The following is a 25,714-nucleotide window of genomic DNA, read 5'->3' on the forward strand; positions in this document are numbered from 1 at the left end:
CCCGAGGTGCCGCCGTTCGTTCGTCTCGAAACGGATCGCCCGCTGTTACTGAGCGGTGCCGGCGTTCGCCTTGGCGGCGTTCTGCGCTTCCTCGAACTTCTGGCGGCGCGCCTCGGCCTGGGCCTGGAGAGCCGAGTTGAGCTGCTCCTGGCTCTGCGCGAGCGCCGAGGCGTCCTGGGCCGGCCCGTCGAAGGCCTGCGTGAAGCCGCTCAGCGTCACCTTCACCGGGTTCGGCTGGCGCTGGAAGTTGACCGAGGTCACCTGCAGCTCCTTGCCGCGCTTCATCGAGGCGATCATGGCGTCGGTCAGCTCGGCTTCGGCGATGCAGCGGTCGGGGAAGCAGACGGAGTAGTTCAGTGCCTGCGGGGCGTTGCCGTCGATCTTCAGCTGAACGCCGGCCGGGATCACGCGGCCGGTCGGAACGACGGCCTGGATCACCTTCTGGTTCACCTTGCCGGTGACGGCGATGAGGTTCACGGCCGTGACGAGCTGCCGGGTCTCGGCAATCACCGTGTACTGGGTGTTGCAGATGTTGTTCTCGCCCTGCGGCGAGCAGACCTTGAACCATTCTGTCGGTAGCACGCCCTTGGCACCACCCGCGGCCGGGGCGGCCGGCGCGGCGGGTGCCTGTTGCGCCATCGCGACGGTGCCGAGGGAGACCAGGGCGGCGAGACCGGCCACGGCGATGCGCGCGGAGCGCGGGAGGATCTGGGAGAGCGTCACAGCTGTGCCATCCTTGTGTCAGCGAGGTTCGGCGAAGGGTGTCGGACCCGTCCGACGCGGCCCGCTAGGTCCGCAGTCTTTCGAAATTGAGGCCCTTTGAAGGCCCGCATTAGGGCTTGCCCAAGGCCCGGTCCAGCCTCTACCCCGTAGAAAAAACATAGTCTCCGGCGATCCTCGCCGCATCCCGAGCACAGGACGACGATGACCCATGGCGTTGGTTTGGCGTGACGCATTTCCGGCTTCCAGGCTCCTCGGCGCGGTGGCCGCGGCGATGCTGGCGCTTGGAAACGCCCCGCCGGCGCTCGCAGCCCCGATGCACGGCATCGCCATGCAGGGCGAGCCTGCCCTGGCGCCCGGCTTCGACCACCTGCCCTTCGTCAACCCGGACGCGCCGAAGGGCGGCACGATGCGCTACGGCGTCTACGGCACCTTCGACAACCTCAACCCGGTGATCGTGCGCGGCGCCCTGACCACGGCGCGCGGCATCTGGTTCGATCCCGAATTCGGCAACCTCGTCTTCGAGCCCTTGATGTGGCGCTCGCCCGACGAGCCCTTCACGCTCTACGGGCTCGTCGCCGAGAGCGTCGAGACCGACGAGGAGCGCACCTTCGTCGAGTTCACGCTCAATCCGGCCGCCCGCTTCTCGGACGGCAAGCCGGTCCGGGTCGAGGACGTTCTCTTCACGACCGAGATGCTGTCCCAGGTCGGCCTCGTGCGGCCGCAATACACCAACTGGCTCTCCAAGGTCGCGAAGATCGAGAAGGTCGGCGAGCGGGGCGTGCGCTTCACCTTCAACGAGAAGGCCGACCGCGAGTTGCCACTTCTCCTGGCCGGACTGCCGGTGCTGCCCGAGCACGGCTTCGACCGTGCGACCTTCGGCCAGACGACGTTGAAGCCCGTGATCGGCTCCGGCCCCTACGTGATCGACCGCGTCGTGCCCGGCCAGCGCATCGTCTACCGCAAGAACCCGGACTATTGGGGCCGGAACTTGCCCATCAAGCGCGGCCTCGACAATTACGACGAGATCGTCGTCGAATATTTCCGCAACCAGAATGCCCAGTTCGAGGGCTTCCAGAAGGGCTTGTTCTTCGTCTACGCCGACGGCAGCCCGGAGCACTGGCGCTCGGCCTACGACTTCCCGGCCGTGCGCGACGGCCGCGTCGTCAAGGAGGAATTCGAGACGGGCCGCCCGGCCGGCGTCTACGGCTTCTTCTTCAACACGCGCCGTCCCTTGTTCCAGGACCGCCGCGTGCGTACGGCGCTCGGCCTCCTCTACGACTTCGATTGGGCCAACAAGAACCTTTATTACGGCGCTTACCGCCGGATCGAGGGCTACTTCGCCGATTCGGAACTCTCCAGCGTCGGCCGGCCCGCGGACGAGCGGGAGAAGGCTCTTCTCGCACGCTTTCCCGATGCCGTGGCTCCCGAGGTGATGGACGGCTCCTGGCGACCGCCGGCGAGCGACGCCTCGGGCGCCGACCGCAAGCTGATGAAGGATGCGGTCGACATGCTCAAGGAGGCCGGCTACGCCTTCCACGGTGCGCGGCTCGTGGGTCCGGACGGCCGTCCCTTCGCCTTCGAGATCCTCGTCCAGAACGCCGACCAGCAGCGCATCGCGCTGGGCTATCAGCGCACCCTTGCCCGCGTCGGCATCGCCGCCTCCATCCGCCTCGTCGACGATGCGCAGTACCAGCTTCGCAAGACGAGCTTCGACTACGACGTGCTCATCTCGGCCTTCAACCCGACGCTCTCGCCCGGCGCCGAGCAGCGCGGCCGCTGGGGCTCCGCGGCGGCAACGGCGTCCGGCTCGTTCAACTATGCCGGCGTCGCCAATCCCGCCGTCGATGCCCTCATCGACGCGATGACGGCGGCGCGGACGAAGGAGGACTTCGTCGCCGCGGTGCGCGCCTATGACCGCGTCCTGATCACCGAAGCCTACGTCGTGCCGCTCTTCTACGTCGGCGAACAATGGCTCGCCCGCTGGAGCTTCATCCGCCACCCCGACAGGACGCCGCTCAACGGCTACCACCTGCCGTCCTTCTGGCGCGAGCCGGACGCGCCCTGATCGCGCCGATCAGTCCGCCCTGAACGGAAGCTCGGACTCCGGGCCGCTCTTCTCCGCGTCGTCGGAGTCGGCGGGCTGGACCATTCCCGGCTGCTCGTCCTCCGCCGCCTTCGACGGCAGGCTGGAGGATGCCAGCGCCGTGACGCAGGTCGTCACGAGCGCGAACAGGATGGAGAAGACGGCGTTGTGCATGGTCGGCTCCTCGGCGTTACGGCGCGACGGCAGGTAAGCCTGCCATCGTTTCCGAATTGTGACGCCGCGCCGCCTCAGGCAGCCTTCTTCTGCATCTCGTCGACGAAGCGGGCGAGTTGCGTCGCCACCGCCGCCGAACCGTTGAGCCGCTTCTCCGGGGTTGCCCAGTCGCGCACGAGGACGATCGACTGGTCGGGCCGGATCTTGGCGCTGGAGCCCTGCTCCGAGATGAAGCGCACGAGCGCCGCCGGGTCGGCGAAGTTCTTCTCACGGAACTGGATGACGATGCCCTTCGGGCCGGCGTCCAGCTTCTCGATGTTCGCCTTGCGGCACAGCGACTTGATGAAGACCACCTTCAGGAGATGCTCGACCTCCGTCGGCATCGGTCCGAAGCGGTCGATCAGCTCGGCGCCGAAGGCGTCGATCTCGCGGGCATTCTCCAGCTCCGCCAAGCGCCGGTAGAGGCCCATGCGCAGCTGCAGGTCCGGGATGTAGCTTTCCGGGATCATGACGGCCGTGCCGAGCGTGATCTGCGGCGACCAGTGGCCGTCCGTTTCCACCGCCTCGCCCTTCATTTCGGCCACCGCCTCCTCCAGCATCTGCTGGTAGAGTTCGAAGCCGACTTCCTTGATGTGGCCGGACTGCTCGTCGCCGAGGAGATTGCCCGCGCCGCGCTGGTCGAGGTCGTGGCTCGCCAGCTGGAAGCCAGCGCCGAGCGTGTCGAGCGACTGAAGCACCTTCAGCCGCCGGTCGGCGCCCTTGGTCGGCGTCTTGTTGGCGGGGATGGTCATCAGCGCGTAGGCGCGCAGCTTCGAGCGTCCGACGCGTCCGCGCAGCTGGTAGAGCTGCGCGAGGCCGAACATGTCGGCGCGGTGGACGATCATCGTGTTGGCCGAGGGGATGTCGAGACCCGACTCCACGATCGTCGTCGAAAGCAGCACGTCATACTGCCCCTCGTAGAAGGCGTTCATGATGTCGTCGAGCTCGCCCGCCGCCATCTGCCCGTGGGCGACGGCGACCTTCAGCTCGGGCACGTGCGTCTCCAGGAACTCGCGAATGCCCGCGAGATCCGCGAGGCGCGGTGCGACGTAGAAGCTCTGCCCGCCGCGATAGCGCTCGCGCAGGAGCGTCTCGCGCACCACCAGCGGGTCGAAGGGCGTGACGAAGGTGCGCACCGCCATGCGATCCACAGGCGGCGTGGTGATGAGCGACAGCTCGCGAACGCCAGTCAGCGCCAGCTGGAGCGTGCGCGGGATCGGCGTTGCCGAGAGCGTCAGGACGTGGACATCCGACTTCAGCTCCTTCAGCCGCTCCTTGTGCTTCACGCCGAAGTGCTGCTCTTCGTCGATGATCAGGAGGCCGAGGTTCTTGAAGGTCACGCCCTTGCCGAGCAGCGCGTGGGTGCCGACCACGATGTCGACCTGTCCGGCCGTCAGGCCCTTCTTCGTTTCGGCCAACTCCTTCGTCGTCACCAGCCGCGAGGCCTGCGCGACGTTGAGCGGCAGGCCGCGGAAGCGCTCGGCGAAGGTCTTGAAGTGCTGGCGCGCGAGCAACGTCGTCGGAACGACCACGGCGACCTGCAACCCGTTCATCGCCGCGATGAAGGCGGCGCGCAGCGCGACCTCCGTCTTGCCGAAGCCGACGTCGCCGCAGACCAGCCGGTCCATCGGCCGGCCCATGCCGAGGTCGTCGGCGACGGCGTCGATGGCGTTCTGCTGGTCCTCGGTTTCCTCGTAAGGGAAGCGCGCGGCGAACTCGCCCCAGAGCCCTTCCGGCGGCACGAGGCGCGGTGCGGGGCGCATCTGCCGCTCGGCGGCGATGCGGATGAGCCCGCCGGCCATGTCGAGCAGCCGCTTCTTCAGCTTGGCCTTGCGCGCCTGCCAGGCACCGCCGCCGAGCTTGTCGAGCACCGCCTCCGAGCCCTCGCCGCCGTAGCGCGACAGGAGTTCGATGTTCTCGACCGGCAGGAACAGCCGGTTGTCGTTGGCGTAGTGCAGCTCCAGGCAGTCGTGCGGCGCCCCCGCCGCCTCGATGGTGCGCAGGCCCACGAAGCGCCCGATGCCGTGGTCGACGTGGACGACGATGTCGCCTTCGTCGAGGCCCGAAACCTCCGAGATGAAGTCCGAGCCCTTGCGCTTGCGCCGCCCGCGCCGCACCAGCCGGTCGCCGAGGATGTCCTGCTCGGCGACGACCGCCAGCCGATCCGTCTCGAAGCCCGCCTCGATGCCGAGAACGGCGGTCGCGACGAGGTTCTTGGGCGTCTCGTTCGCCTGCTTCAGGTTCTCGACCGGCTTCAGCCCTTCGAGCCCGTGCTCCTTGACGACTTCGGCGAGGCGCTCGCGCGAGCCCTCCGTCCAGGCCGCGAGGATGACGCGCTTGCCGCTCGCGCGAAGGCGGCCGATGTGATACACCGCCGCGTTGAAGACGTTGGCGTCGCTCGTCGCGCGCTCGGCCGCGAAGTTGCGGCCGCGTTCGACGTCGAGGTTGAAGGTGTCGCGCCCGCCGGCATCGGTGATGCCATAGGCGGACAGGCGGATCGGATCGACGATGGCGAGCCAGGCCGCGAGGTCGCCTTCGGACAGGTAGAGGTCGTCCGGCTCGACCGGATTGTAGGGCACCGCGTCGCCCGAGGCCTCCTTCGGCGCGCGGGTGCGGGCCTCGAAATGGTCGACGACGGTCTTGCGCCGCTCGCCCACCGCCTCGGCGACGAGATGGTCGAGGACGACGGGCATGCCCTCGACGTAGTCGAACAGCGTGTCGGTCGTCTCGTAGAACAGTGGCAGCCAGTGCTCCATCCCGGAGAAGCGGCGCCCCTCCGAGATCGCTGCATAGAGAGCATCGTTGCGCTGCGCAGCACCGAAGCGGCGCAGATAGTTCTGGCGGAAGCGGCTGATCGTCTCGTCGCGGATCGCGATCTCGGACACCGGCGCGAGGTCGAAGCTCTTCTTCTGCGCGATCGTGCGCTGGCTCGCGGGATCGAAGGAGCGGATCGATTCCAGCGTGTCGCCGAAGAAGTCGAGGCGCACGGGCTCGGCTTCGCCCGGCGCCCAGAGGTCGAGGATGCCGCCGCGCACGGCGAACTCGCCGCGCTCGCGCACCGTCGCGACGCGCTCGAAACCGCCGCGGCCGAGCACGCGCACGATGTCGTCCATGGCGATGCGGTTGCCCGCGCGCGCCGAGATCGACTCCTCCGCCAGCATCGAGGCTGGCGGCATGCGCTGGAGCATGGCGTTGGCGGTGGTCAGCACGACCGCCCGGTGCGGCTCCTTCTTCAGCGCGACGAGGGCGCTCATGGCGGCCAGGCGCCGCGCCGCGACCTCAGAGGACGGGCCGACGCGGTCGTAGGGCAGGCAGTCCCAGGCCGGCAGCGTCAGGACGGGAAGTTCGGGCGCGACGAATCGCAGCGCGTCCTCGAGGTCGGCGATGCCGTTGCCGTCGCGCATGACGAAGACGACGGGCTTCTTGCCGCCGCGCAGGCGCGCGATCTCGGCGATCAGGAAGGGCTCGTAGCCGTCGAGGACGTTGCCGATCGACAGCCCGGCGCCGCGCTCCAGCGCCTTCTTCAACGGTTCGGTCAGGCTCATGTCTGCTCGCTCGCGCCGTGGAAGGCGCAGATCCGCCGGAACAGCGGCGTGTCGTAGTTGGCGGGCGTTTCGGCCTCGCCGGTCATCCACTTGAAGAGGTCGCGGTCGGGCACTTCCATCAGCACCTCGTAGACGTCCATCTCCGCGTCGGTGAGCTTGTCGATCTCGGCGTCCGCGAAGCGGCCGAGAACGAGGTCCATCTCGCGGATGCCCCTGTGCCAGGAGCGGAACAGCGCCTTGCGTCGGCGAACGTCGAGGTCGCTCGATGAGCGCTGCGTGCCAGTCATGCCGGAAACCTGTCTCGTGGATTCCGTCCATATATAGGTGCTGTTTCCGCCTGTCAGCGGCTTTCCCGAGGGGTTTCGGGTCGCTACAGACAGGAGCCGATGCGCCCGTCCGTTCTCGATTCGATCTTCGCGCCGGTGACCTCCCTCGACGGGGTGGGTCCGAAGCTCGCCCGGCTCATGCAGTCGCTGCTCGTGCGCGCGCCGGACGAGGCTGTGCGCGTGCGCGATCTCCTCTTCCACTTGCCGAGCGGCCTCATCGACCGGCGCCGCCGCGGCGAGGTCGCGACCGCGCCCGAGGGCGTGCCGGTCACGCTGACGCTGCGCATCGACCGCCACCAGCCCAATCCGCGAGGCACCAGCCAGCCCTATCGCGTCTTCGGCCAGGACGAGACCGGCGAGATCGCCCTCACCTATTTCCGCGCGCAGCCCCGCTGGCTGGAGGACCTGCTTCCCATCGGCGAGACGATGATCGTCTCTGGCCGCGTCGAATGGTTCAACGGCCGGCCTTCGATGGTGCACCCCGACTTCGTTTCGCGCGCCGACGAGACGGACGGCAAGGCGCTGGTCGAGCCGGTCTATCCGATGACGGCGGGCCTCTCCGGCAAGGTTCTGCGCCGCGCCATCGCCGGCGCGCTGGAGCGCCTGCCGGTCCTGCCGGACTGGATGGACTCGGCGCTCGCTTCCCGCCACGGTTTCCCGAGCTTCGACGCGGCGCTGCGAGCCGCCCACGATCCGCAGGACGGCAAGGACCTCCTGCCCGAGGCTCTGCCCCGCCAGCGCCTCGCCTATGACGAGCTGCTCGCCGCGCAGCTCGCCCTGGCGCTTGCCCGCCAGCGGATGAAGAAGGCCAAGGGCCGCGTCCTCGTCGGCACGGGCGAGAAGGAAAAGCTGCTGCGTGCGGCCCTGCCCTACACGCTGACCGAAGGCCAGACCCAGGTCCTCGCCGAGATCGCCGGCGACATGGCCTCGCCGGACCGCATGCTGCGGCTTCTTCAGGGCGACGTCGGCGCCGGTAAGACGGTCGTCGCGCTCTTTGCCATGTGCATCGCGGCCGAGGCCGGCGCGCAGTCCTGCCTCCTGGCGCCGACCGAGATCCTCGCCCGCCAGCACGCGGACGGCCTGTCGAAGCTCTGCGAGGCGGCGGGCCTGCGCCTGACGCTCCTCACCGGCCGCGACAACGGCCGCGCCCGCGCCGCCAAGCTGGCGGCCATCGCGAACGGCGAGACGGACATCGTCGTCGGCACCCACGCCCTCTTCCAGGAGGACGTCGCCTATCACGATCTCGGCCTCGTCGTGGTCGACGAGCAGCACCGCTTCGGCGTCCAGCAGCGCATGGCTCTGCAGAAGAAGGGCCAGGCGCCCGACCTCCTGGTGATGACCGCGACGCCGATCCCGCGAACCCTCGTCCTCGCCGCCTTCGGCGACATGGACGTGTCGCGCCTGATGGGCAAGCCTGCCGGGCGCAAGCCGATCACCACGGTCGCCGCCTCGCTCGACCGCCTGCCCGAGATCGTGCAGCGCATCGGCGCGGCGATCGACAAGGGCGAGCGCGTCTACTGGGTCGTGCCGCTGGTCGAGGAATCGGAGAAGAGCGACCTCATGGCCGCCGACGAGCGCGCGCGGGTGCTGCGCCAGTTCTTCGGCGAGGCCCGCGTCGGGCTCGTCCACGGCCGGATGAGCGGCGAGGAGAAGGACGCCGCCATGGCCGACTTCAAGGCGGGCGTCACCCGCGTCATCGTCGCCACCACCGTGATCGAGGTCGGCGTCGACGTGCCGGACGCGACGATCATCGTCATCGAGCACGCCGAGCGCTTCGGCCTGTCCCAGCTCCACCAGCTTCGCGGCCGCGTCGGGCGGGGGAGCAAGCCCTCCTCCTGCGTCCTCCTCTACAAGGCGCCGCTCGGCGAAACGGCCAAGGCGCGGATCGCCGTGATGCGCGAGAGCGAGGACGGCTTCCGCATCGCGGAAGAGGACCTGCGCCTGCGCGGCGAAGGCGACCTCCTCGGCACCAAGCAGTCCGGCCTGCCCGCCTTCCGCATCGCCGACCTGTCGCAGCACGGCGAGCTTCTCGCGATCGCCCGCGACGACGCGCGCCTGATCGTCCACCGCGACCCGGACCTGAAAGGCGGGCGAGGCGAGGCGCTGAAGACGCTGCTCTACCTCTTCGGCCGCGACGAGGCGGTGCGGCTGCTGCGGGCCGGCTGACGCTATCCGACGGCGGGATTGTTCACGGCGCGCCGAAGAGGTCTTCGATCGGGAACCGCTGGTTCAGTCGGGCAAGGGCGCCGGGGCGTATGGCTGCGTAGAGGAGCTGCTGATAGTCGGAATCGGCGCAGACGAGCGCCCTCGGATCATCCTCGCGGGTGAAGCCGGCCAGCGCCTCGAAAAGTTCCGGCGGATGCAGTTTCCAGTGGTAATGGAAGGGCACCCGCTGCCGCCTGCCGTCGATTGGAAATTCGACCGCGGAGGCGCCTTCCGAGCCGCCGCCCGGCAGCTCGACGAACACGTCCGCCTCATCCACCTCGTGGCCGAGCGAGACCAGGATTTCGGCCGTTAGGCCGGTGATCAGCGCCGCGTCGTATTCGGTGCCGACCGGCACGAAGGTCAGGCGACGGCTCTTCGGCCGGCCGATATCCTCCAGCGCCGAGAAGGCGGTCAACGCCATGTAGACGTCGGCCTCCGGTCCCGGATCGATGTGCTGCGCGGCACGCCAGAGCGTTTCGGCATCGACCTCGCCCGGGATCAGCGCGCCGACCTCTTCGAAGGCGTCGATGGTGGTTCGGAGAAGCTGTCGCTCCTCCTCGCTCGGCTTCCGCAGATCGGCTCTTCTAAGAGCGGCCCGATCGACCCGGGTGGGCTCGTCCTCCACCAATACGGCTTTCACCGGGAGCGGTCGCGCAACGGGGATGGCCGCCTCACGACGTTCGGCAAGCGCGTCGTAGCGCAGGATGGCGAAACTTCCCGCGGCAACGAAGGCGAGGCAGGCCGCCAAGGCGATCCATTCCAAACCGTCGAAAGGCCGCAGGAAACCCAGGAGCAGCAAGGCTGCGCCGCCGAAGAAGGCGATGCTGCCGCGGAGTTCGCGTCGAGACGGCAGCTTCCATCCTCCCGATGAACGACCCTCGATGGATGGCGCCAGCCCGCTACTCCACCGTCACCGACTTGGCGAGGTTCCGCGGCTGGTCCACGTCCGTGCCCATCTGCACGGCCGTGTGGTAGGCCAGCATCTGCAGGATCACGGCATAGGCGATCGGCGCGACGATCTCCGGCATGTCCGGCAGAACGATCGTCGAATGCGCGCCGACGGCCTTGGCCGCCGCGCCGCTCGCGTCCGTCACCAGCACGATCTTGCCGCCGCGGGCGGCGACCTCCTGCATGTTGGACACCGTCTTCTCGAATACGCGGTCGTGGGGCGCGATGACGACGACCGGCATGGTTTCGTCGATCAGGGCGATCGGCCCATGCTTCAGCTCGCCGGCGGCGTATCCCTCCGCGTGGATGTAGCTCAGCTCCTTCAGCTTCAGCGCGCCTTCCAGCGCGATCGGGAAGGAGAAGCCGCGGCCGAGGAAGAGCGCGTGGCGGTGGGTCGCCATGTCGCGCGCCAGCTTCTCGACGGCGTCCTCCAGCTTCAGCGCCTCGTTGACGAGCCGCGGCGCCTCGGCGAGCGCCCGCGTCAGCTCCAGCTCGGCCGCCCCGTCGAGAACGCCGCGCTCGACGCCGGCGCGCACCGAGAGCGCCGCCAGCGCCGTCAGCTGGCAGGTGAAGGCCTTGGTGGATGCGACCCCGATCTCCGGGCCGGCGAGCGTCGGCAGCACGTAGCGGCTCTCGCGCGCGATCGTCGACTCCTGGACGTTGACCACCGCCGCCGTCGCCAACCCCTGTTCCTTGGCGTAGCGCAGCGAGGCCAGCGTGTCCGCCGTCTCGCCGGACTGCGAAACGAAGAGCGCGAGATCGACGTCGTCCAGCGGGCTCTCGCGGTAACGGAACTCGGAGGCGACATCGAGATCGCAGGCAATGCGGGCGTAACGCTCGAAGAAGTAGCGGCCCATGAGCCCGGCATAGAAGCCGGTGCCGCAGGCCGAGATCGCGATGCGGCGCACGTTCGAGAAGGAGAGGTCCTGCCCGACCGGCACGCGCGAGCGGCCGGTGGTGAGATCGACGTAGGCGCCGAGGGTGTGGCCGATCACCTCCGGCTGCTCGTAGATCTCCTTCTGCATGAAGTGGCGGTGGTTGCCCTTGTCGACGTAGAAGGCCTTGCCGACCGAACGCCGCAGAGGGCGCGCGACCTCCTCGCCCTTCGCGTCGAAGATCGTCGCCGAGCCGCGCGAGAGGACGGCCCAGTCGCCGTCCTCTAGGTAGCGGACGGAATCGGTGAAGGGCGAGAGCGCGATCGCGTCCGAGCCGAGGAACATCTCGCCCGTGCCCTCGCCCACCGCCAGCGGCGGCCCGTTGCGGGCGGCGAGGATCGTCTCTGGATCGTCCTCGAAGATCACCGCCAGCGCGTAGGCGCCGCGCACCTCGCCGAGCATGGCGCGCATGGCGTCCCGCGCCGGCAGTCCCGCGCGGCGGTGCTTGGCGAGAAGGTGCGCCACGACCTCCGTATCCGTCTGGCTGGCAAACTCGGAGCCGTCGGCGACGAGAGCGGCCTTCAGCTCGGCGAAGTTCTCGATGATGCCGTTATGGACCACGGCGACGCCGTCGACGAAGTGAGGATGGGCGTTGGTCTCGTTGGGCACGCCGTGCGTCGCCCAGCGCGTGTGGCCGATGCCGACCGTGCCGGGCAACGGGTCGGCGGCCAGCACCTTCTCCAGGTTGATCAGCTTGCCCTCGGCGCGGCGCCGGGCGAGCCGGCCGCCGTCCACCGTCGCGACGCCGGCGGAATCGTAGCCGCGATATTCGAGGCGCTTCAGCGCGTCCACGAGGCGCGGGGCCACCGGTTCCGACGAGATGATTCCGATGATGCCGCACATGCCGGTGATTTCCTTCTTCGATCGGGTAGCGCCGCCCTGCCCGCGCAGCCGAACACTTCTAGCCTTGGCGCGCCGCTCCCGCGCGTCACGATTGATGACGCGGCGTGACGCTCGGCCGGCTCAGTCCTCGGCCTTGGCCGCCTTCGCTGCGACCTTCGCCGCCTTGTTGCGCTCGTTGATCGCTCGGCCGCGCCCATCCTTGTTGACCTGCCGTCCGCGCGCGATCGCCAGGGCCTCCGGCGGCACGTCTTCGGTGACGACGCTGCCCGAGGCGACATAGGCGCCGTCGCCGATCGACACGGGTGCGACCAGAGCCGAGTTGGAGCCGACGAAGACGTTCTCGCCGATCACGGTCCGGTGCTTGTTGAAGCCGTCGTAATTGCAGGTGATGGTGCCCGCGCCGATGTTCGAGCCGGCGCCGACGACCGCGTCGCCGATATAGGTCAGGTGGTTGACCTTGGCGCCCTCGCCGATGATCGCGCCCTTCACCTCGCAGAAATTGCCGACCTTGGCGCCGCGCGCGAGGTCCGCGCCCGGCCGCAGCCGCGCGAAGGGTCCAACCGATGCTCCCTCGCCGATCGTCGCGCCCGCGATATGGCTGAAGGCGTGGACGACGGCGCCACCGGCCACTTGGGCCCCGGGGCCGAAGACGACGTTCGGCTCGATCGTGCAGTCGGGCTCCAGAACGGTGTCGTGTGAAAAGAACACGGTGTCCGGCGCCTGCAGCGTCGCACCGCCCAGCATCACCTCGCGCCGGCGGCGCGCCTGCCAGATCGCTTCCACGCCGGCGAGCTCGACCCGGTTGTTGACGCCCAGCACCTCGTCCGGATCGGCCTCGATCGCCTTCGCCGTGCGGCCCGCGGCCCGGGCGATCTCGACGATGTCCGTCAGGTAGTATTCGCCCTTGGCGTTGGCGTTTCCGATGCGATCCAGGAGGTCCAGCGCGCCCTCGCCGCGGAATGCCATGACGCCGCCGTTGCAGAAGCGGATCATCCGCTCGGCATCGCTGGCGTCCTTTTCCTCGCGGATCGCGACGAGCGAGCCTTCGTGCTCGATCAGCCGGCCGTAGCCGGTCGGGTCCGGAGGCCGGAAGCCGATCACGCAGATGTCGGCGCCGGCCATCAGCGCGGCGCGCGCCCGGGTCAGCGTTTCCGGGCGGATGAGCGGCGTGTCGCCGAACAGAACGAGGATGTCGTCGAAACCCTCTTCGATCGCGTCCCGCGCGGCGAGAACGGCATGGGCGGTGCCGAGCCGCTCCGTCTGCTCGAACACGCTCGCATCCCGGCCGTGGCGAGACGCCACCGCCGCGATCCGCTCGGCCTCGCGGCCGACCACCACGGCGAGGCGCGTGGCGCCGGCGAGCTCCGCGGCGCGCAGCACATGCGCCACCATCGGCAGACCCGCCACCTCGTGCAGCACCTTGGGCAGGCTGGATTTCATCCGCGTGCCCTCGCCTGCGGCGAGAACGATGCTGAGGCAGCTCCTGGCCATGCGCGCCTTCCCGATCATGTCAACCGCGGCGCGGCATAGCATGTGCGGCGTTAATGGCAACGAAAGAGCGTTTCAGCCGATCCTTTGCAGCGCCGGAAAGGTTTCCAGCAGCCAGAAGGCCATGGTTTGCATGCCTCCGGTGAGAAACATGACGCCCGTCGCGACGAGGAGCACGCCCATCGCCTTCTCGATCATCGCCATGCGCGCCCGGAAGCGCGCCGCGAGCTTCAGGAAGACGCCGGAAAAGGCGGCGGCGAGGATGAAGGGAATGCCGAGCCCGGCGGAATAGAAGGACAGCATGGCGACGCCCTCACCGACCGTCTGCCGCGTGCCGGCGAGCCCGAGGATCGCACCGAGCACAGGCCCGATGCAGGGCGTCCAGCCGAAGGCGAAGGCGAGGCCCATGAGATAGGCGCCGAGCACCGAGCGCGGCCGCTCCGGGGCCGACAAGCGCGCCTCGCGCGACAGGAAGGCCAACCGAAACACGCCCAGGAAGTTCAGGCCCATCGCGATCACGGCCACTCCGGCGACCATGCCGAGCCAGTCGAGGTTTTGACGGAGCAGCTGACCGACGGCGCTCGCGCCGGCGCCGAGCATCACGAAAACCGTGGAGAAGCCGAGCACGAAGACCGCGGCCGTGCCGACGACCCGGCCGTAGTTCACGCGCGCCATGGCGCGGCCGGCCCTGAGGTCATCCGCGGACACGCCGGCCATGTAGCAGAGATAGGGTGGAACCAGTGGCAGGACGCAAGGCGACAGGAACGACAGCGCGCCCGCCAGCACCGCCGTCGTATAGGACAGATCCGGGGTCACGCCGGCCGATGCCTTCCTTTGTCGTGCTGCTCTTCGCCGCCTTCTAACAGCCCCGGTTCCGACGCGCCAATCACTCTCTCCGGCAACGGAGGATCGCGCAGTCGCTGCGGCTAGCCGGCCGCTCCGACGGCACCCTGCCGATCCGCGCCGCGCTCGCCGGGCGTCCCCCTCCCAAGCCGCTCGACGAGCTCGCGGACGCGCTCGGGAGCGAAGTGGTGGATCATATGCCCGATACCCGAGATTTCCTCATAGGTGCAGTCCGGCATCAACGACGGGAGACGCGCACCCTGGCGGCGGTTGCTGACGACGATGTCGGCGCTTCCCGCAAGGATGCGGATGGACACCGTGCAGCCCGCATACCGGACGGCATTGGCCGGCAGATCGACGGCGAGCGCGAGCGCGTCTTCGCCGGTCGCGATCATCTCGTCGCTGCTGGCAAGCCGCGCGAAGGGCATCGCGGTGGCGAACGGCTTCGGCATCGCCTGCGGCAGAAAGATTGCGTTCCAAAGAAGCGGCAGCGTCAGGGCATCGGTCGGCCGCAGCCAGCTCTTCGCCGCCAGCGGACCGAAGACGGGCACGCCGCGCGGACCGAACAGGAAAAGCTCGGCGCGGGGCTCGAAGAACACGAGCGGCGCGAGCGCGACGACGCCCCCGATCGCGTCGGGATGGTGGATCGCGATCGTCAGCGCGAGCGAGCCGCCGGCCGAATGACCGACCGGGATCGGCCGCCGCAGTCCGAGCTCGGCGAAAGCTTCCACGAGGAGATCGGCTTGGGTACGCAGGGACCCGTCGCCTGGCGGACGCGTGCTCCTCGCGTGCCCCGGGCGATCGAAGGAAAGCACCCGGTGTGCCCCCGAAAGATCTGGCCCGAGTCCGACCGCCATGTCCTCGAGGCATGTCAGCGTGCCGTGGAGCAGCACCACGTCGGATCCCTCACCCATTTCGGTGAAAGCGAGCGTCTGACCCGAGACCTGGACGAAACGTCGCGGATGGGCGCGGCTTTCATCCGACATCATCGCCGAGAGCCTTCGTCGATCCCGAGCCACTCCAACTCGGCGGCGTGAAAAAGCAGCATGGCGTCTCTCAGTTCCTTGGTCGCACGTTTCCCCTTCGATCCAAGCCGCAAGTCTCCCGTTTGGTTTCAAACGGTTGCCGCGCAGGAGGTATGCATCTCCCTCGACCAACTCGTCGTCGCCGAGCCGGCATCCCGCGGCCTCGACCGGCGGATGGGACTGCGAAGCGGAATGGCCCATTGCAATAGGCGCCATGATTGATTTTCGGCGGAAGGTCGTCTACGTCGGCGCCATCGGTGAGACGGCGACGTCGACTGGATAGCGTGCGACTCCTGTCACGCCGCGAGCAGCGCCCGAGCGACGGAACGTCCTTCGGCAACAGCTTCTCAACCAGGACACGGTCATCGAGTCGGAAGAGCGCGTAGCTCAGTTGGTAGAGCAACGGACTTTTAATCTGTAGGTCCTGGGTTCGAGTCCCAGCGCGCTCACCACTTTCTCTGTACCGATCCCTCCGCGAAGATCGCCCGAAGCGACGTGGCGCAGCAAACCAAATCCTCCGCGTCGTTCATCGCGATCAATGTTTCGGCTTCGCGGTCGCCGCATGATCGCGGCTCGGCTGTGTCGACATGTCCTGCATTCGGGCTTCGGCCAATCGGAGTTCGGTCGCGATGTGGGCGAACCGGCCGGCTGGATGTCGCAGGCGTCGTCGGGCTGCCTGAGTGGCTGGCACCGGTCTGTCGCGAGACGAGGAGAAGCTCATGCGGCCGTTGCGTTGGTTGTTTGCCGTCGCCGGCTCGGCTTTCTCCTGGATGGCGCCCGCGCTGGCCGATGACGCCGTCCGGACGGGAAACGGCTTCAACTATTATGTCCAGGAAGCTGCGCCGGATCGCCATCGTAGAACAAGCGGCGGTGTCGAGCGCTTTGTCCTCAAGGCTGGAGACTGCGCCTGGCGCTGGAACGATCGGTTGTCGGAAGATTGCGAGGAGCACCGCGAGCGGGTCGAGGTGCGATCGCTGACCGAAGATCGGGTCGGCGAGGTTGTTTGCTATCGGTTCGACCTGATGCTGCCGGCCGATTATCCCGAGATGTCGCCGAAGCAGCTCCTCGGCCAATGGCACAACGGACGGGACAACACGTTCCGCAATCGTTACGAGCGAGGCGTCTTCGAAGTCGGCATCAGTTATCAGGGCCGCTTGACCCACCGCGTCCGCGTCCCGTTTCAGAAGGGGCGCTGGAACAGCTTCGTTTATCGCTTTTCGTGGACGCGAATCGGCAGTGCCGAGGTGTGGCTCGACGGGCGCAAGGTGGCAAACTTCCAAGATGTACGTCTGCTACCGGGCCGTACAAAAAGCGTTTATTTCAAATACGGCATTTATCGCTCCGACATGGACGACTATCGCGGCGCGGCGCCCACGCAGTCGGCATCGTACCGGAACGTCGCACGCTTCACCGGCCTAAAGTGCCGCGGGATCTGACGTTTTTCGATCCCTAGCCCTACACTCATTGGCTGTGTCGTTCCACTTCGTTGCCGCCACTGGTCGATTTTCGAAAGTCATGGGAACTTCATCATCAGTATTGGCGGCGCTTCGATCATGCGCTAAGTGTCGGCCGAGCAGAGTTTTGATTTTGAGGACTAGACCTTCCCGATGGATGTCGACCAAAACGCGTCGCTTGAACAGGCGGCAGCGATTATCATCGCTTATGTCAGCAACAATCAGGTCGGCGCGGCCGAGCTTCCGAGCTTGATTGCCAGCGTGCGCGCGGCGCTCGAGAATCCGGCCGGCGGTGCTGCCGCAGCGGCCGAGCCGGCGCCCGTCGAGCTGATCCCGGCCGTTTCGATCAAGAAGTCGATCACGCCGGACTACCTGATCAGCCTCGAGGACGGGAAGAAGTTCAAGTCGCTCAAGCGCTATCTCGCGACCAGCCACGGCATGACGCCGGACGACTACCGCAAGAAGTGGGGCCTGCCGGACGATTATCCGATGGTCGCGCCGAACTATGCGGCCGCCCGCTCGGCTCTTGCCAAGAGCATGGGGCTGGGCCGCAAGCGCAGCGACGAGCCGGAAATCGAAGTGCCCGAGCCTGAGCCGGTCGTGGAGCCGAAGGTCGAGGCCGCACCGAAGCCGCGTCGCGGACGGGCCAAGAAGGCCGCCGCCTGATCGCTGCCGATCGTTGACCTGAGGCGGGTGGTTCGCGTCGCGAGCCGCCCGCTTTCGCATGTCCGGTGGACGACGGTCCGATGCTTGATCACGGATCGGTAAGGTTTACCGGATCTTAAGCGCGCCGCCGCAAGCTATGCGGCATGTGCCTTGCTTTCGCGACCTTTGTCCGGACGATACTGTCGCTGACGGTCGCGCTGACGCTGCTGTTCGGGCTCGTCGGCGCGCCGGCGAGCTTTGCCGCCGCGATGGATGCCTCGGACACGGCTGCGTTTGCCCAGATCCTCGACGAGGCCGACGCCGACGACGCCGCGGACGAGGCCGGCGGCTTCGACGAGGAGCGGACCGCGGAGTTCATCCTGAGCCAGGCGCTGGTTCTGCCGCGTCTCGACCGCCCTGCCCCGACTTGGCCGCGCGCGGAGCTTTGCGATCCGCACCGCTTCGCCTGCGCGCATGACCGACCGCCGCGAAACGCCCTGCTTCCCTCGCGGGGCGGAGCGTTCGGGCGCGCCTGACGGCCGACGAGCCTTCGCTTCCGCATCAGACGAGGTCCTCCGGACCGTCCCTGTTGCTGCGGAAGTCTCACATGTTTCTCCCGACGATTCTCGCCCGCCTGTTTGCGTTCAAAGCGAGCAAGCCGCTCCTGCGCGGCGCCCCGCCACCCTTCCTGAACTTCCGGATGGGCCTCGCCATCTCGCTCTTCGGCTTCTGCTACCTGGCGATCGGCGTGCGGTTGTTCATGCTGGGCGTCACGGAACCGCCGATGGCCGGCGCGGGCCTGCCGCCGCCCTCGAAGGCGCGGCCCGACATCGTCGACCGCATGGGGCGGCCCCTGGCCCGGGACTATCCGACGGCGTCGGTGTACGCCGAGCCGCGGCGCATGACCAATATCGACGAAGCCGTCGAAGGGCTGACGAGCGTCTTCCCGGATCTCGATCCGGCCGACCTCTACAAGCGCCTGAACAGCCGGGCCGGTTTCGCTTGGATCAAGCGCGTGACGACGCCGGAAGAGCGCGCGCGTCTCTGGTCGTTGGGCATTCCCGGTGTCGGGCTGCGCGACGAGCTGAAGCGCCTTTATCCGAACGGCCGCGCGGCCGCGCACGTTCTCGGCGCGGTCAACGTCGACAATATCGGCATCGCCGGCATGGAGCGCTGGATCGACGCGCAAGGACTGGCGGACCTTCGCGTCTCGGGCCTGCGCATCGAGCGCGACAGCCTGCAGCCCGTCGCGCTCAGCATCGACCTTCGCGCCCAGCACGCCCTGGCGGACGAGCTGCGCAAGGCCGTCACGAAGTTCAGCGCCGTCGCCGGCGCCGGCCTCATCCTCGACGTGACGAATGGCGAGGTGATCGCGCTGGTCTCGCTCCCCGACTTCGATCCGAACATTCCGGCCGACGCGCTGAAGAAGGACAACATCAACCGCGTCAACGTCGGCACCTTCGAGATGGGCTCGACCTTCAAGGCCCTGAACACCGCGATGGCGCTCGACTCGGGTCTCTTCACGATCCGCTCGGTGCTCGATGCCAGCTCGCCGCTGCGCTTCGGCCGCATGTCGATCGGCGACTTCCGCGGTCAGAACCGGCCGCTCAACGTGCCAGAATCCTTCATCCACTCGTCCAACATCGCCATGGGCCGCATGGCCCTCGCGGTCGGAGCACAGCGTCAGCAGGCCTTTCTCAAGCAGGTGGGCCAGCTCGACCGCTTGACGACGGAGCTGCCGGAAGACGCCTTCCCGCAGGTGCCCAAGCGCTGGAGCGAGGTGACCACCGCCACCGTCTCCTTCGGCCACGGCATCGCGGTGACGCCCCTGCAGGCCAGCATGGCGATCGCCTCGATGGTCAACGGCGGCACGCTCATCCGCCCAACCTTCGTCAAGGGCGCCGAGGTCGAGCCCCGGATCATGGCGCGCGACGTCGTCAGCGAGCAGACCGGCGAGGCGCTGCGCTTCCTGATGCGCCTGAACGCCCGCGTCGGCTCCGGCAAGAAGGCCGACATCGACGGCTACTACGTCGGCGGAAAGTCGGGCACGGCCGAAAAGGTCGTTCGCGGCCGCTACGACAGCAATACCGTGTTGACGGCCTTTATGGGCGTCGCGCCGGCGCATCAGCCGAAATACCTGTTCCTGACCGTGCTCGACGAGCCCAAGCCTTTGAAGGAAACCTACGGCTTCCGGACCTCGGGCTGGAACGCGGTGCCGACGACGGGGCTGATCATGAGCCGCGTTCTTCCGATCCTCGGCGTTCAGCCCGACTGGAAGGAACCGGAAAACCCCTTCCCCTCGATGGTAGCGGCGCGCGCCTGGGGCTCGAACCTCTTCGCCCCTTCGCAGATCGCGGCACGCGCGGCTGCGCTCGCCGAGTGACGGAGAGTGCCGCGCGGCAACACGCCCTCGACAAAGTGTTGCCGTGCGTCTTCTCGACTCGCCATCGTCGTAAATCGAGCAAAGACTTCCGCCACGTCGACCGGGCTTGTTCGGGCACGAGGCGGGTGTGCGAATCGGCGGGGGCGTCGTGCGTCAGACTGAGACCAGCAAGCGCGGCGATTCAGGGGGCAGCGGTCTAGGGGACGGGCGGGTGTCGCACATGGCGCTGAGGGGACGGTCGTTGGTGGCGGCGGGGCTGATGCTCGCGATGTCGGGCTGCACCACCATGCTGGACGTGCCGATCGAGGAGGTGGCCGCCACGGCGCAGCCGACGGTGATCGCCGCCGCGCTGACGCCGAAGCGCCCGACGGGCTCGATCCTCGTGCGGATCTTCAAGGAGGAGAGCGAGCTCGAGGTCTGGCGGCTCGGTGGCGACGGCCGCTACGCGAAGCTCAAGACCTATCCGCTCTGCCGCTGGTCGGGAAAGCTCGGGCCGAAGATGACGGAGGGCGACCGCCAGGCGCCCGAAGGCTTCTACGCCGTCTCCGCCCGACTGATGAACCCGAATTCGAAGTACGAGAAATCCTTCAACCTCGGCTATCCCAATCGTCTGGAGAAGGCGCTGGGCTACACCGGCGACTCGCTGATGGTGCACGGCGCCTGCTCGTCGTCCGGCTGCTACGCGATGACCGACGAGGGCGTCGCCGAGCTCTACGCCATCGCCGACCGCGCCCTTCGGTCCGGCCAGTCGGATTTTCAGGTTCAAGCCTTCCCGTTCCGCATGACGGCGTCGCAGATGGCCAAGCATCATCGCGATCCGAACATCGGCTTCTGGCGCAACCTGAAGATGGGCTACGACATCTTCGAGGTCACGCGTCGCGAGCCCACCGTCTCGACCTGCGGCGGCCGCTACGTCTTCAACGCGACCCGCACCGACGGCAGCCGCGCGGCCATGGACCCCATCGCCGCCTGCCCGACGCTGACCACCGCCGTCGACCCGGCCGTCACCGCCAAACAGCAGAAGGACGACGCCGAAACCCAGGCGCTCGTATCCTGGAACCGCGCCGAGACGCCGATGAGCTACGTCGACGGCGGCATGCATTCGAGCTTCCGTGACATGCTGAAGCGTCTCGGGCCCGAGGAGCTGGCCAAGGTCACCTCCTCGACGCTGGTTCCGGTGAGCCGCCCGAGCGCCGCGCTTCAGGACCCCTACTCGTCGCGCGGGGAGAGCGTCTTCAGCCGTATGTTGAAGGGCGAGTGATCGAACCGGTCGAACTCGCAGAGGCTCACCGGCGCACCGACCGATTCGCGATGAACGAAGACCAGCTGACCACCGTCATCCTCGCCAGCGTGATGCTGATCCTTCTCGCCGCCGTCGTCGCGGCCCTGCGTTACAACTGGCTGGATCTCCTCGCCTCGCCGTGAACTCGGAACCCGAGCAATCGCGCCCGCGCAACATTATGCGTATTCCCTCCGGGCGGTGAGGTCCTATGAAGGAGACGAGCTTCGGGCGCTTCGCGGCCGGCAGCAGGAAATCCTGAAAAGGGGCCAATCATGACTGAGCTGAACGGCTTGCGAATCCTCGTGGTCGAGGACGAACCGATCCTGGCCGACACCCTGAAGCTCGACCTGGAGGCGCAGGGCGCGATCGTGCTCGGCCCGGCCCCGAGCGTGTCCAAGGCGATCGCCTGCATCGCCGAAGCCGAGGTTATCGACGCCGCCGTGCTCGACGTGAAGCTGCGCGGCGAGAACTCCTTCCCGATCGCCAGCGATCTGGATCGTCAGGACATCCCCTTCGTCTTCCTGACGGGCTTCGACCGCTCGCCGGTCACGCTCCGCTTCGCCGACATTCCGGTGTTCGAGAAGCCGGTGGATCCCGACGTCCTCGTGGCTGCGCTGCGCGGAGAGGTCGATCGCAAGATTGCGCAGCGGGCAGCTCCTGGGCGCTCGGCGGATCGCAATCGCCACCGCGGCTGACGACCAAGCTCCGGAGCGCTCGTCGCCGTTTCATTGCCCGCTTTTAATTTGTTCGCCGCCCGGCTCCCGGCTAGAAGCCGCAGCCGCAACCGGCGATCGATGCGATGGCGACCAGAACCGCTCCCACGTCCGCGAACGACCCCTTACCTTCGCGGACGGCTTCCGGTCCCCGGCTCCTGGAGCGGGTGCGGTCGGCCAACCCGACGCTTCGCCGCGGCCTCGGCCTCGCGGCGATCGTCTTCGTCTTCGCGCTGGTCGTGGCGACGCTTCGCCGCTTCGCCGGCGACATCTCCTATGACGAGGTCGTCGCCGCGCTGCTCGCGACCTCCTGGTGGACGGTCGGCCTCGCAGTCGTTCTGGCGGCCTGCAGCTACGCCTCTCTGGTTCTCTACGACGTCTTCGCCCTGCGCTATGTCGGCCGGCCCCAGCCGCTGTCCGCGACGGCCTTCGTGTCGTTCTGCGCCTATGCCGTCGGCAACACCGCCGGCTTCGGGCCGCTGAGCGGCGGCGCCATCCGCTATCGATTCTATTCGCGGCTCGGCCTGTCTCCGGAGGCGATCGCCGCGGTGATCGGCTTCGTCACGGTTGCCTTCGGCACGGGCCTCGCCGTCGCGGCCTTCACCGCCTCGGCGATCTCGTCGGAGGCGATCGGTCCGATCCTCCACCTGCCGCCGGATCTTCTGCGCTGGGGCGCCATCGCCGCCATCGCGGCGATCGTCGGCGGCTACCTCGTGCTTCTCCGGCGCACCCGGAGCGGGGCTGGCGGCTGGCTGCGCGCCCCGAGCCCGGCCATCGCCGGCGGCCAGCTGCTTGCCACCATCCTCGACCTCTTCTTCTCCGCGCTCGTCCTTTACGTGCTGCTGCCGGCCGGCAAGCCCGACCTGCCGGTCTTCCTGGCGATCTACACGATCGCCGTCGCCTCCGGCGTTCTCAGCCACGTTCCCGCCGGACTGGGGGTTTTCGAGACGATCATCCTCGCGGCCATGCCGGAGGCCGTCCCGTCGCAGGAGGTCCTGTCGGCGCTTCTCCTGTATCGTCTGGCCTATCACGTCCTTCCGCTGATCGCGGCCGCGCTTCTCGTGTCCGGGGCCGAGGCCCGCCGCGTCGTCGCCTCGCCGATCGCGCGGCAGACCGCCGACGCGGCGGCGCGCATCGCGCCCCTCGTCCTATCGGCGCTGACCCTCATCGCCGGCGCCATGCTGATCTTCTCCAGCGTGACGCCGGCGCCGACCGGAGACCTCGACTTTCTCGGCTCGACGGTCGCCCTGCCCCTCGGCCTCGTTGAGGCGGCGCACTTCGCTTCCGGCATCCTCGGCATCATTCTCGTGGTCGGGTCGCGCGGGCTGGCGCAGCGTCTGGACGGCGCGTGGTGGGCGAGCGTCGCCGCCGCCTCGCTGGCGGCGGCGCTCTGCTTCCTGAAAGCCGTCGCCGTCTTCGAAGCCGCTTTCCTGGCTCTGCTCCTCGTGGCGCTGATCCCCTTGCGCGGGCGCTTCGACCGCCCGGCTTCGCTCTTTCGCGAAGCTCTGAGCGCGCCGTGGCTCTTCGCGGTCGCGATCATCCTCCTGTCCGCGGGCGCGCTCCTCTTCTTCGCCTATGAGGACGTCGAGTACAGCCACGGACTGTGGACGGACTTCGCGTTCGGCGCCGAGGCGCCACGCTCGTTGCGCGCCTTTCTCGGCGTCTGCGTGGTGGCTGGAGCCGTCGCGCTCTGGAGCCTCCTGCGCACGGCTCTCGACACGGTGGCTGCGCCCAGCGCGGAGGAACTGGCCCAAGCCGTGGCGATCCTGAACCGCCAACCGCTGGCCGATGCCAATCTCGTACGCTCCGGCGACAAGGCTCTTCTCTTCTCCGAGAGTCGCGATGCCTTTCTGATGTATGCGCGTCAGGGCCGCTCGTTCGTCTCGCTCTTCGGGCCGATCGGCGCGCCCGCTTCGGCGGCCGAGCTTGTGTGGCGTTTCGCCGAAATGGCCCGCGAAGGCGGCGGGCGCGCCGCCTTCTACCAGATTCACCCCGAAGTCCTGCCGCTCTGCGCCGATGCGGGCTTGCGCGCCATCAAGCTCGGCGAGGCCGCGATCATCCCGCTGAAGAACTTCGAACTGAAGGGCGCGAAGCGTTCCGGGCTGCGCCAGACCGTCAATCGCGGTGAGCGCGACGGCCTGCGCTTCGAGGTCGTCCCGGTCGAGGCCGTGCCATCGGTGTTCGACGATCTGCGCCGGATCTCGGACGGCTGGCTCGAATCCAAGAGCGCGCGCGAGAAGCGCTTCTCCGTCGGCTGGTTCGATCGCGACTATATCCTCTCGCAGCCCGTGGCGCTGGTGCGCCTCGAAGGGCGGATCGTCGCCTTCGCCAACATCCTCGTCACCGGCACGAAGCTGCAGAGCGCGATCGATCTGATGCGCTTCGCGCCGGATGCGCCGCGCTCGACCATGGAGTTCCTGCTCCTCAGCCTCATGCTCCATCTGCGCGACGAAGGCTACGAGACGTTCGATCTCGGCATGGCGCCGCTGTCGGGGCTGTCCAACAGTCCGGCCGCGCCGCTTTGGAACCGGGTCGGCGGCCTCGTCTTCGATCATGCCGAGCGCTTCTACAACTTCCGGGGCTTGCGCGCCTTCAAGTCGAAGTTCGATCCCGACTGGCGCCCCCGCTATCTCGCCGTCTCGGGTGGGCTCCCGCCGGCCCTCGCCCTGGCCGACATCTCGCAACTCATCGCCGGCGGACTGACGGGTGTGGTGTCGAAATGAGGCCGTCTTCCCTTCTCCTGGTCGCCGCGTCCCTTCTCGCCTCCGGAGCGGCCGCCAGCGCCGCGCCCGGTGAGGGGTGGCAGGGCAAGTTCCTGGGCCAGCCGGTGATCCTCACACCGGCCGCGGAAGCCGTTCGATCCGAGGTTGTCCTGATATCGGGCGCGGACGGCTGGAGCGCTGACGATGCCGCGCTCGCCGAGCGGCTCAAGGATGGGGGCAGCATCGTTCTCGGCCTCGACTATCCCTCGATCGTCGAGGCGATCAACGCGTCGAGCGACTCCTGCGCCTATCTCGTTTCCGATATCGAATCCCTCAGCCAGACGGTTCAGCGCGGCATCGGCAATGCGAGCCTTCAGCAGCCGGCCGTGACCGGCTTCGGAGCCGGCGCCACGCTGGCCCTCGGCATCGTCGCCCAAACGCCGGGAGCAACGATCGCGCGAACCGTCGCGATCGATCCCGGCGACCGCCTGCCCTTCGACAAGCCGCTCTGCACGCCGGCCGCGAAGGAGCTGACGCCATCGGGCACGATCTATGCCCTGACCGCCGGCGCTCTGCCCAATCCCGTGAAGGTCGTCTTCACACCCGATGCGACCGATGTTGGCCGAGCGCATGCGGAGCGGCTCGACGACAGTTGGGAGGCGATCGAGATCGAGAACACCGACGAGGCGCCTTTCGATGCCGCCTTCACCGAGCTCAAGCCGCGGTCGGCCGACAGCAGCGAGGCGCAGGTGGCCGATCTGCCGCTCGCCATCCTCGACGCGGAGCCGTCGAGGGATGCGATGGCCGTCGTTTATTCCGGCGACGGCGGCTGGCGCGACCTCGACAAGGTCGTCGCCGAGCATCTCCAGCAGGCCGGCGTTCCCGTGGTCGGCGTGGATTCGCTGCGCTACTTCTGGTCGGAGAAGACGCCGCAGCAAACCGCGGCCGACCTTCAGGCGATCATCGAGGCCTATTCCAAGCGCTGGAACGTGTCGAAGGTCTACCTTGTCGGCTATTCCTTCGGTGCCGACATTCTGCCCTCGACCTACCTCGCGATGGACGATGGCCATCGGGCGAAGGTCGAGCGCCTGTCGCTGCTGGCGCTTGCCGGGAGCGGCGACTATCAGATTTCGGTCGCCGGCTGGCTCGGCATCGCGTCCGGCAAAGGACCCTCGACCCTGGCCGACCTCGCGAGGATCCCCACCTCCATCGTGCAATGCTTCTACGGCTCGGACGACGAGGACAGTGTCTGCGGGAGCCTGCGCGGCAAGGGCGTCCAGGTGATCGAAACGAGCGGCGGGCATCACTTCGACGGCGACTACCAGACCCTGGCCGACAGGATCCTCGGCTGAAACGCG

At 68.1% G+C, this 25,714-nt stretch carries 20 protein-coding genes and 1 tRNA gene; 12 read left to right on the forward strand and 9 right to left on the reverse strand.

Going from position 1 to position 25,714, the window contains the following annotated elements:
* Positions 1-45: 45 nt before the first annotated feature.
* Positions 46-708, reverse strand: coding sequence for an invasion associated locus B family protein (locus FZN60_RS16390; RefSeq protein WP_422570295.1), 663 nt, complete (start codon positions 706-708; stop codon positions 46-48).
* Between the two features lie 223 nt (positions 709-931).
* On the opposite strand from FZN60_RS16390, the gene FZN60_RS16395 reads away from it, so the two are divergent.
* The gene (locus FZN60_RS16395) at positions 932-2,788 is read left to right on the forward strand and encodes an extracellular solute-binding protein (protein ID WP_246726871.1); all 1,857 of its coding nucleotides are present in this window, start codon (positions 932-934) and stop codon (positions 2,786-2,788) included.
* 9 nt (positions 2,789-2,797) lie between these two features.
* Here the strand turns inward: FZN60_RS16395 and FZN60_RS16400 are convergent, their stop codons facing one another.
* From FZN60_RS16400 to FZN60_RS16410, 3 genes are all read right to left on the reverse strand, one after another.
* Positions 2,798-2,980: a hypothetical protein gene (locus tag FZN60_RS16400; RefSeq protein ID WP_158874574.1), complete on the reverse strand. Its 183-nt coding sequence runs from the start codon at positions 2,978-2,980 to the stop codon at positions 2,798-2,800.
* Between the two features lie 74 nt (positions 2,981-3,054).
* Positions 3,055-6,564, reverse strand: a complete 3,510-nt coding sequence (gene mfd / locus FZN60_RS16405) for a transcription-repair coupling factor (protein WP_158874575.1) — start codon at positions 6,562-6,564, stop codon at positions 3,055-3,057.
* Positions 6,561-6,851 (reverse strand): FAD assembly factor SdhE, encoded by a 291-nt coding sequence (locus FZN60_RS16410; RefSeq protein WP_158874576.1) that lies wholly within the window; start codon positions 6,849-6,851, stop codon positions 6,561-6,563. Before FZN60_RS16410 ends, mfd begins: the two co-directional genes overlap by 4 nt.
* Positions 6,852-6,950: 99 nt before the next feature.
* Here FZN60_RS16410 and recG point away from each other — a divergent pair, with 99 nt between their 5' ends.
* Positions 6,951-9,056, forward strand: coding sequence for an ATP-dependent DNA helicase RecG (gene recG / locus FZN60_RS16415; protein WP_158874577.1), 2,106 nt, complete (start codon positions 6,951-6,953; stop codon positions 9,054-9,056).
* 22 nt (positions 9,057-9,078) lie between these two features.
* Here recG and FZN60_RS16420 read toward each other — a convergent pair whose 3' ends face one another.
* From FZN60_RS16420 to FZN60_RS16440, 5 genes are all read right to left on the reverse strand, one after another.
* Positions 9,079-9,894, reverse strand: a complete 816-nt coding sequence (locus tag FZN60_RS16420) for a hypothetical protein (RefSeq protein ID WP_158874578.1) — start codon at positions 9,892-9,894, stop codon at positions 9,079-9,081.
* A gap of 100 nt (positions 9,895-9,994) precedes the next feature.
* Positions 9,995-11,821 carry a glutamine--fructose-6-phosphate transaminase (isomerizing) gene (gene glmS, locus FZN60_RS16425; protein WP_158874579.1) on the reverse strand — a complete coding sequence of 609 codons (1,827 nt, stop codon included), beginning with the start codon at positions 11,819-11,821 and terminating at the stop codon, positions 9,995-9,997.
* Positions 11,822-11,941: 120 nt separating this feature from the next.
* Positions 11,942-13,312 carry a bifunctional UDP-N-acetylglucosamine diphosphorylase/glucosamine-1-phosphate N-acetyltransferase GlmU gene (gene glmU, locus FZN60_RS16430; protein ID WP_158874580.1) on the reverse strand — a complete coding sequence of 457 codons (1,371 nt, stop codon included), beginning with the start codon at positions 13,310-13,312 and terminating at the stop codon, positions 11,942-11,944.
* Positions 13,313-13,384: 72 nt separating this feature from the next.
* Positions 13,385-14,125, reverse strand: coding sequence for a cytochrome c biogenesis CcdA family protein (locus FZN60_RS16435; protein WP_158874581.1), 741 nt, complete (start codon positions 14,123-14,125; stop codon positions 13,385-13,387).
* Positions 14,126-14,235: 110 nt separating this feature from the next.
* A complete protein-coding gene (locus tag FZN60_RS16440) occupies positions 14,236-15,378 on the reverse strand; it encodes an alpha/beta fold hydrolase (protein ID WP_158874582.1) in 1,143 nt (380 codons plus the stop codon).
* A gap of 175 nt (positions 15,379-15,553) precedes the next feature.
* Here FZN60_RS16440 and FZN60_RS16445 point away from each other — a divergent pair.
* From FZN60_RS16445 to FZN60_RS16490, 10 genes are all read left to right on the forward strand, one after another.
* Positions 15,554-15,629, forward strand: a tRNA-Lys gene (locus tag FZN60_RS16445).
* 267 nt (positions 15,630-15,896) lie between these two features.
* Entirely contained in the window at positions 15,897-16,613 is a 717-nt protein-coding gene (locus FZN60_RS16450) for a heparin lyase I family protein (protein ID WP_158874583.1), read from the forward strand.
* Between the two features lie 171 nt (positions 16,614-16,784).
* Positions 16,785-17,297, forward strand: a complete 513-nt coding sequence (locus FZN60_RS16455; RefSeq protein WP_158874584.1) for a Ros/MucR family transcriptional regulator — start codon at positions 16,785-16,787, stop codon at positions 17,295-17,297.
* 143 nt (positions 17,298-17,440) lie between these two features.
* A complete protein-coding gene (locus tag FZN60_RS16460; protein ID WP_158874585.1) occupies positions 17,441-17,812 on the forward strand; it encodes a hypothetical protein in 372 nt (123 codons plus the stop codon).
* A gap of 71 nt (positions 17,813-17,883) precedes the next feature.
* On the forward strand, positions 17,884-19,659 hold the full coding sequence (locus FZN60_RS16465; RefSeq protein WP_246726872.1) for a peptidoglycan D,D-transpeptidase FtsI family protein: 1,776 nt from the start codon (positions 17,884-17,886) through the stop codon (positions 19,657-19,659).
* A 220-nt stretch (positions 19,660-19,879) separates the two neighbouring features.
* Positions 19,880-20,920 (forward strand): L,D-transpeptidase family protein, encoded by a 1,041-nt coding sequence (locus FZN60_RS16470; RefSeq protein ID WP_158874586.1) that lies wholly within the window; start codon positions 19,880-19,882, stop codon positions 20,918-20,920.
* Entirely contained in the window at positions 20,917-21,084 is a 168-nt protein-coding gene (locus tag FZN60_RS16475; RefSeq protein ID WP_158874587.1) for a hypothetical protein, read from the forward strand. The genes FZN60_RS16470 and FZN60_RS16475 overlap by 4 nt, the downstream gene beginning before the upstream one ends.
* A 129-nt stretch (positions 21,085-21,213) precedes the next feature.
* On the forward strand, positions 21,214-21,636 hold the full coding sequence (locus FZN60_RS16480; protein ID WP_158874588.1) for a response regulator: 423 nt from the start codon (positions 21,214-21,216) through the stop codon (positions 21,634-21,636).
* Positions 21,637-21,740: 104 nt separating this feature from the next.
* On the forward strand, positions 21,741-24,377 hold the full coding sequence (mprF, locus tag FZN60_RS16485; protein WP_422570265.1) for a bifunctional lysylphosphatidylglycerol flippase/synthetase MprF: 2,637 nt from the start codon (positions 21,741-21,743) through the stop codon (positions 24,375-24,377).
* Positions 24,374-25,708 (forward strand): virulence factor family protein, encoded by a 1,335-nt coding sequence (locus tag FZN60_RS16490; RefSeq protein ID WP_158874590.1) that lies wholly within the window; start codon positions 24,374-24,376, stop codon positions 25,706-25,708. Before mprF ends, FZN60_RS16490 begins: the two co-directional genes overlap by 4 nt.
* Positions 25,709-25,714: the final 6 nt, after the last annotated feature.

The organism is Antarcticirhabdus aurantiaca (assembly GCF_009765365.1).
Lineage (GTDB): Bacteria > Pseudomonadota > Alphaproteobacteria > Rhizobiales > Rhizobiaceae > Antarcticirhabdus > Antarcticirhabdus aurantiaca.

What these genes read in the sequence shown, in the direction of transcription:
- FZN60_RS16395 (WP_246726871.1), top strand. Translation starts at nt 932, where the DNA reads ATGGCGTTGGTTTGGCGTGACGCATTTCCGGCTTCCAGGCTCCTCGGC.
- FZN60_RS16400 (WP_158874574.1), bottom strand. Translation starts at nt 2,980, where the DNA reads ATGCACAACGCCGTCTTCTCCATCCTGTTCGCGCTCGTGACGACCTGC.
- mfd (WP_158874575.1), bottom strand. Translation starts at nt 6,564, where the DNA reads ATGAGCCTGACCGAACCGTTGAAGAAGGCGCTGGAGCGCGGCGCCGGG.
- FZN60_RS16410 (WP_158874576.1), bottom strand. Translation starts at nt 6,851, where the DNA reads ATGACTGGCACGCAGCGCTCATCGAGCGACCTCGACGTTCGCCGACGC.
- recG (WP_158874577.1), top strand. Translation starts at nt 6,951, where the DNA reads ATGCGCCCGTCCGTTCTCGATTCGATCTTCGCGCCGGTGACCTCCCTC.
- glmS (WP_158874579.1), bottom strand. Translation starts at nt 11,821, where the DNA reads ATGTGCGGCATCATCGGAATCATCTCGTCGGAACCGGTGGCCCCGCGC.
- glmU (WP_158874580.1), bottom strand. Translation starts at nt 13,312, where the DNA reads ATGGCCAGGAGCTGCCTCAGCATCGTTCTCGCCGCAGGCGAGGGCACG.
- FZN60_RS16440 (WP_158874582.1), bottom strand. Translation starts at nt 15,378, where the DNA reads ATGGGCCATTCCGCTTCGCAGTCCCATCCGCCGGTCGAGGCCGCGGGA.
- FZN60_RS16450 (WP_158874583.1), top strand. Translation starts at nt 15,897, where the DNA reads ATGCGGCCGTTGCGTTGGTTGTTTGCCGTCGCCGGCTCGGCTTTCTCC.
- FZN60_RS16455 (WP_158874584.1), top strand. Translation starts at nt 16,785, where the DNA reads ATGGATGTCGACCAAAACGCGTCGCTTGAACAGGCGGCAGCGATTATC.
- FZN60_RS16460 (WP_158874585.1), top strand. Translation starts at nt 17,441, where the DNA reads ATGTGCCTTGCTTTCGCGACCTTTGTCCGGACGATACTGTCGCTGACG.
- FZN60_RS16465 (WP_246726872.1), top strand. Translation starts at nt 17,884, where the DNA reads ATGTTTCTCCCGACGATTCTCGCCCGCCTGTTTGCGTTCAAAGCGAGC.
- FZN60_RS16470 (WP_158874586.1), top strand. Translation starts at nt 19,880, where the DNA reads ATGGCGCTGAGGGGACGGTCGTTGGTGGCGGCGGGGCTGATGCTCGCG.
- FZN60_RS16480 (WP_158874588.1), top strand. Translation starts at nt 21,214, where the DNA reads ATGACTGAGCTGAACGGCTTGCGAATCCTCGTGGTCGAGGACGAACCG.
- mprF (WP_422570265.1), top strand. Translation starts at nt 21,741, where the DNA reads ATGGCGACCAGAACCGCTCCCACGTCCGCGAACGACCCCTTACCTTCG.
- FZN60_RS16490 (WP_158874590.1), top strand. Translation starts at nt 24,374, where the DNA reads ATGAGGCCGTCTTCCCTTCTCCTGGTCGCCGCGTCCCTTCTCGCCTCC.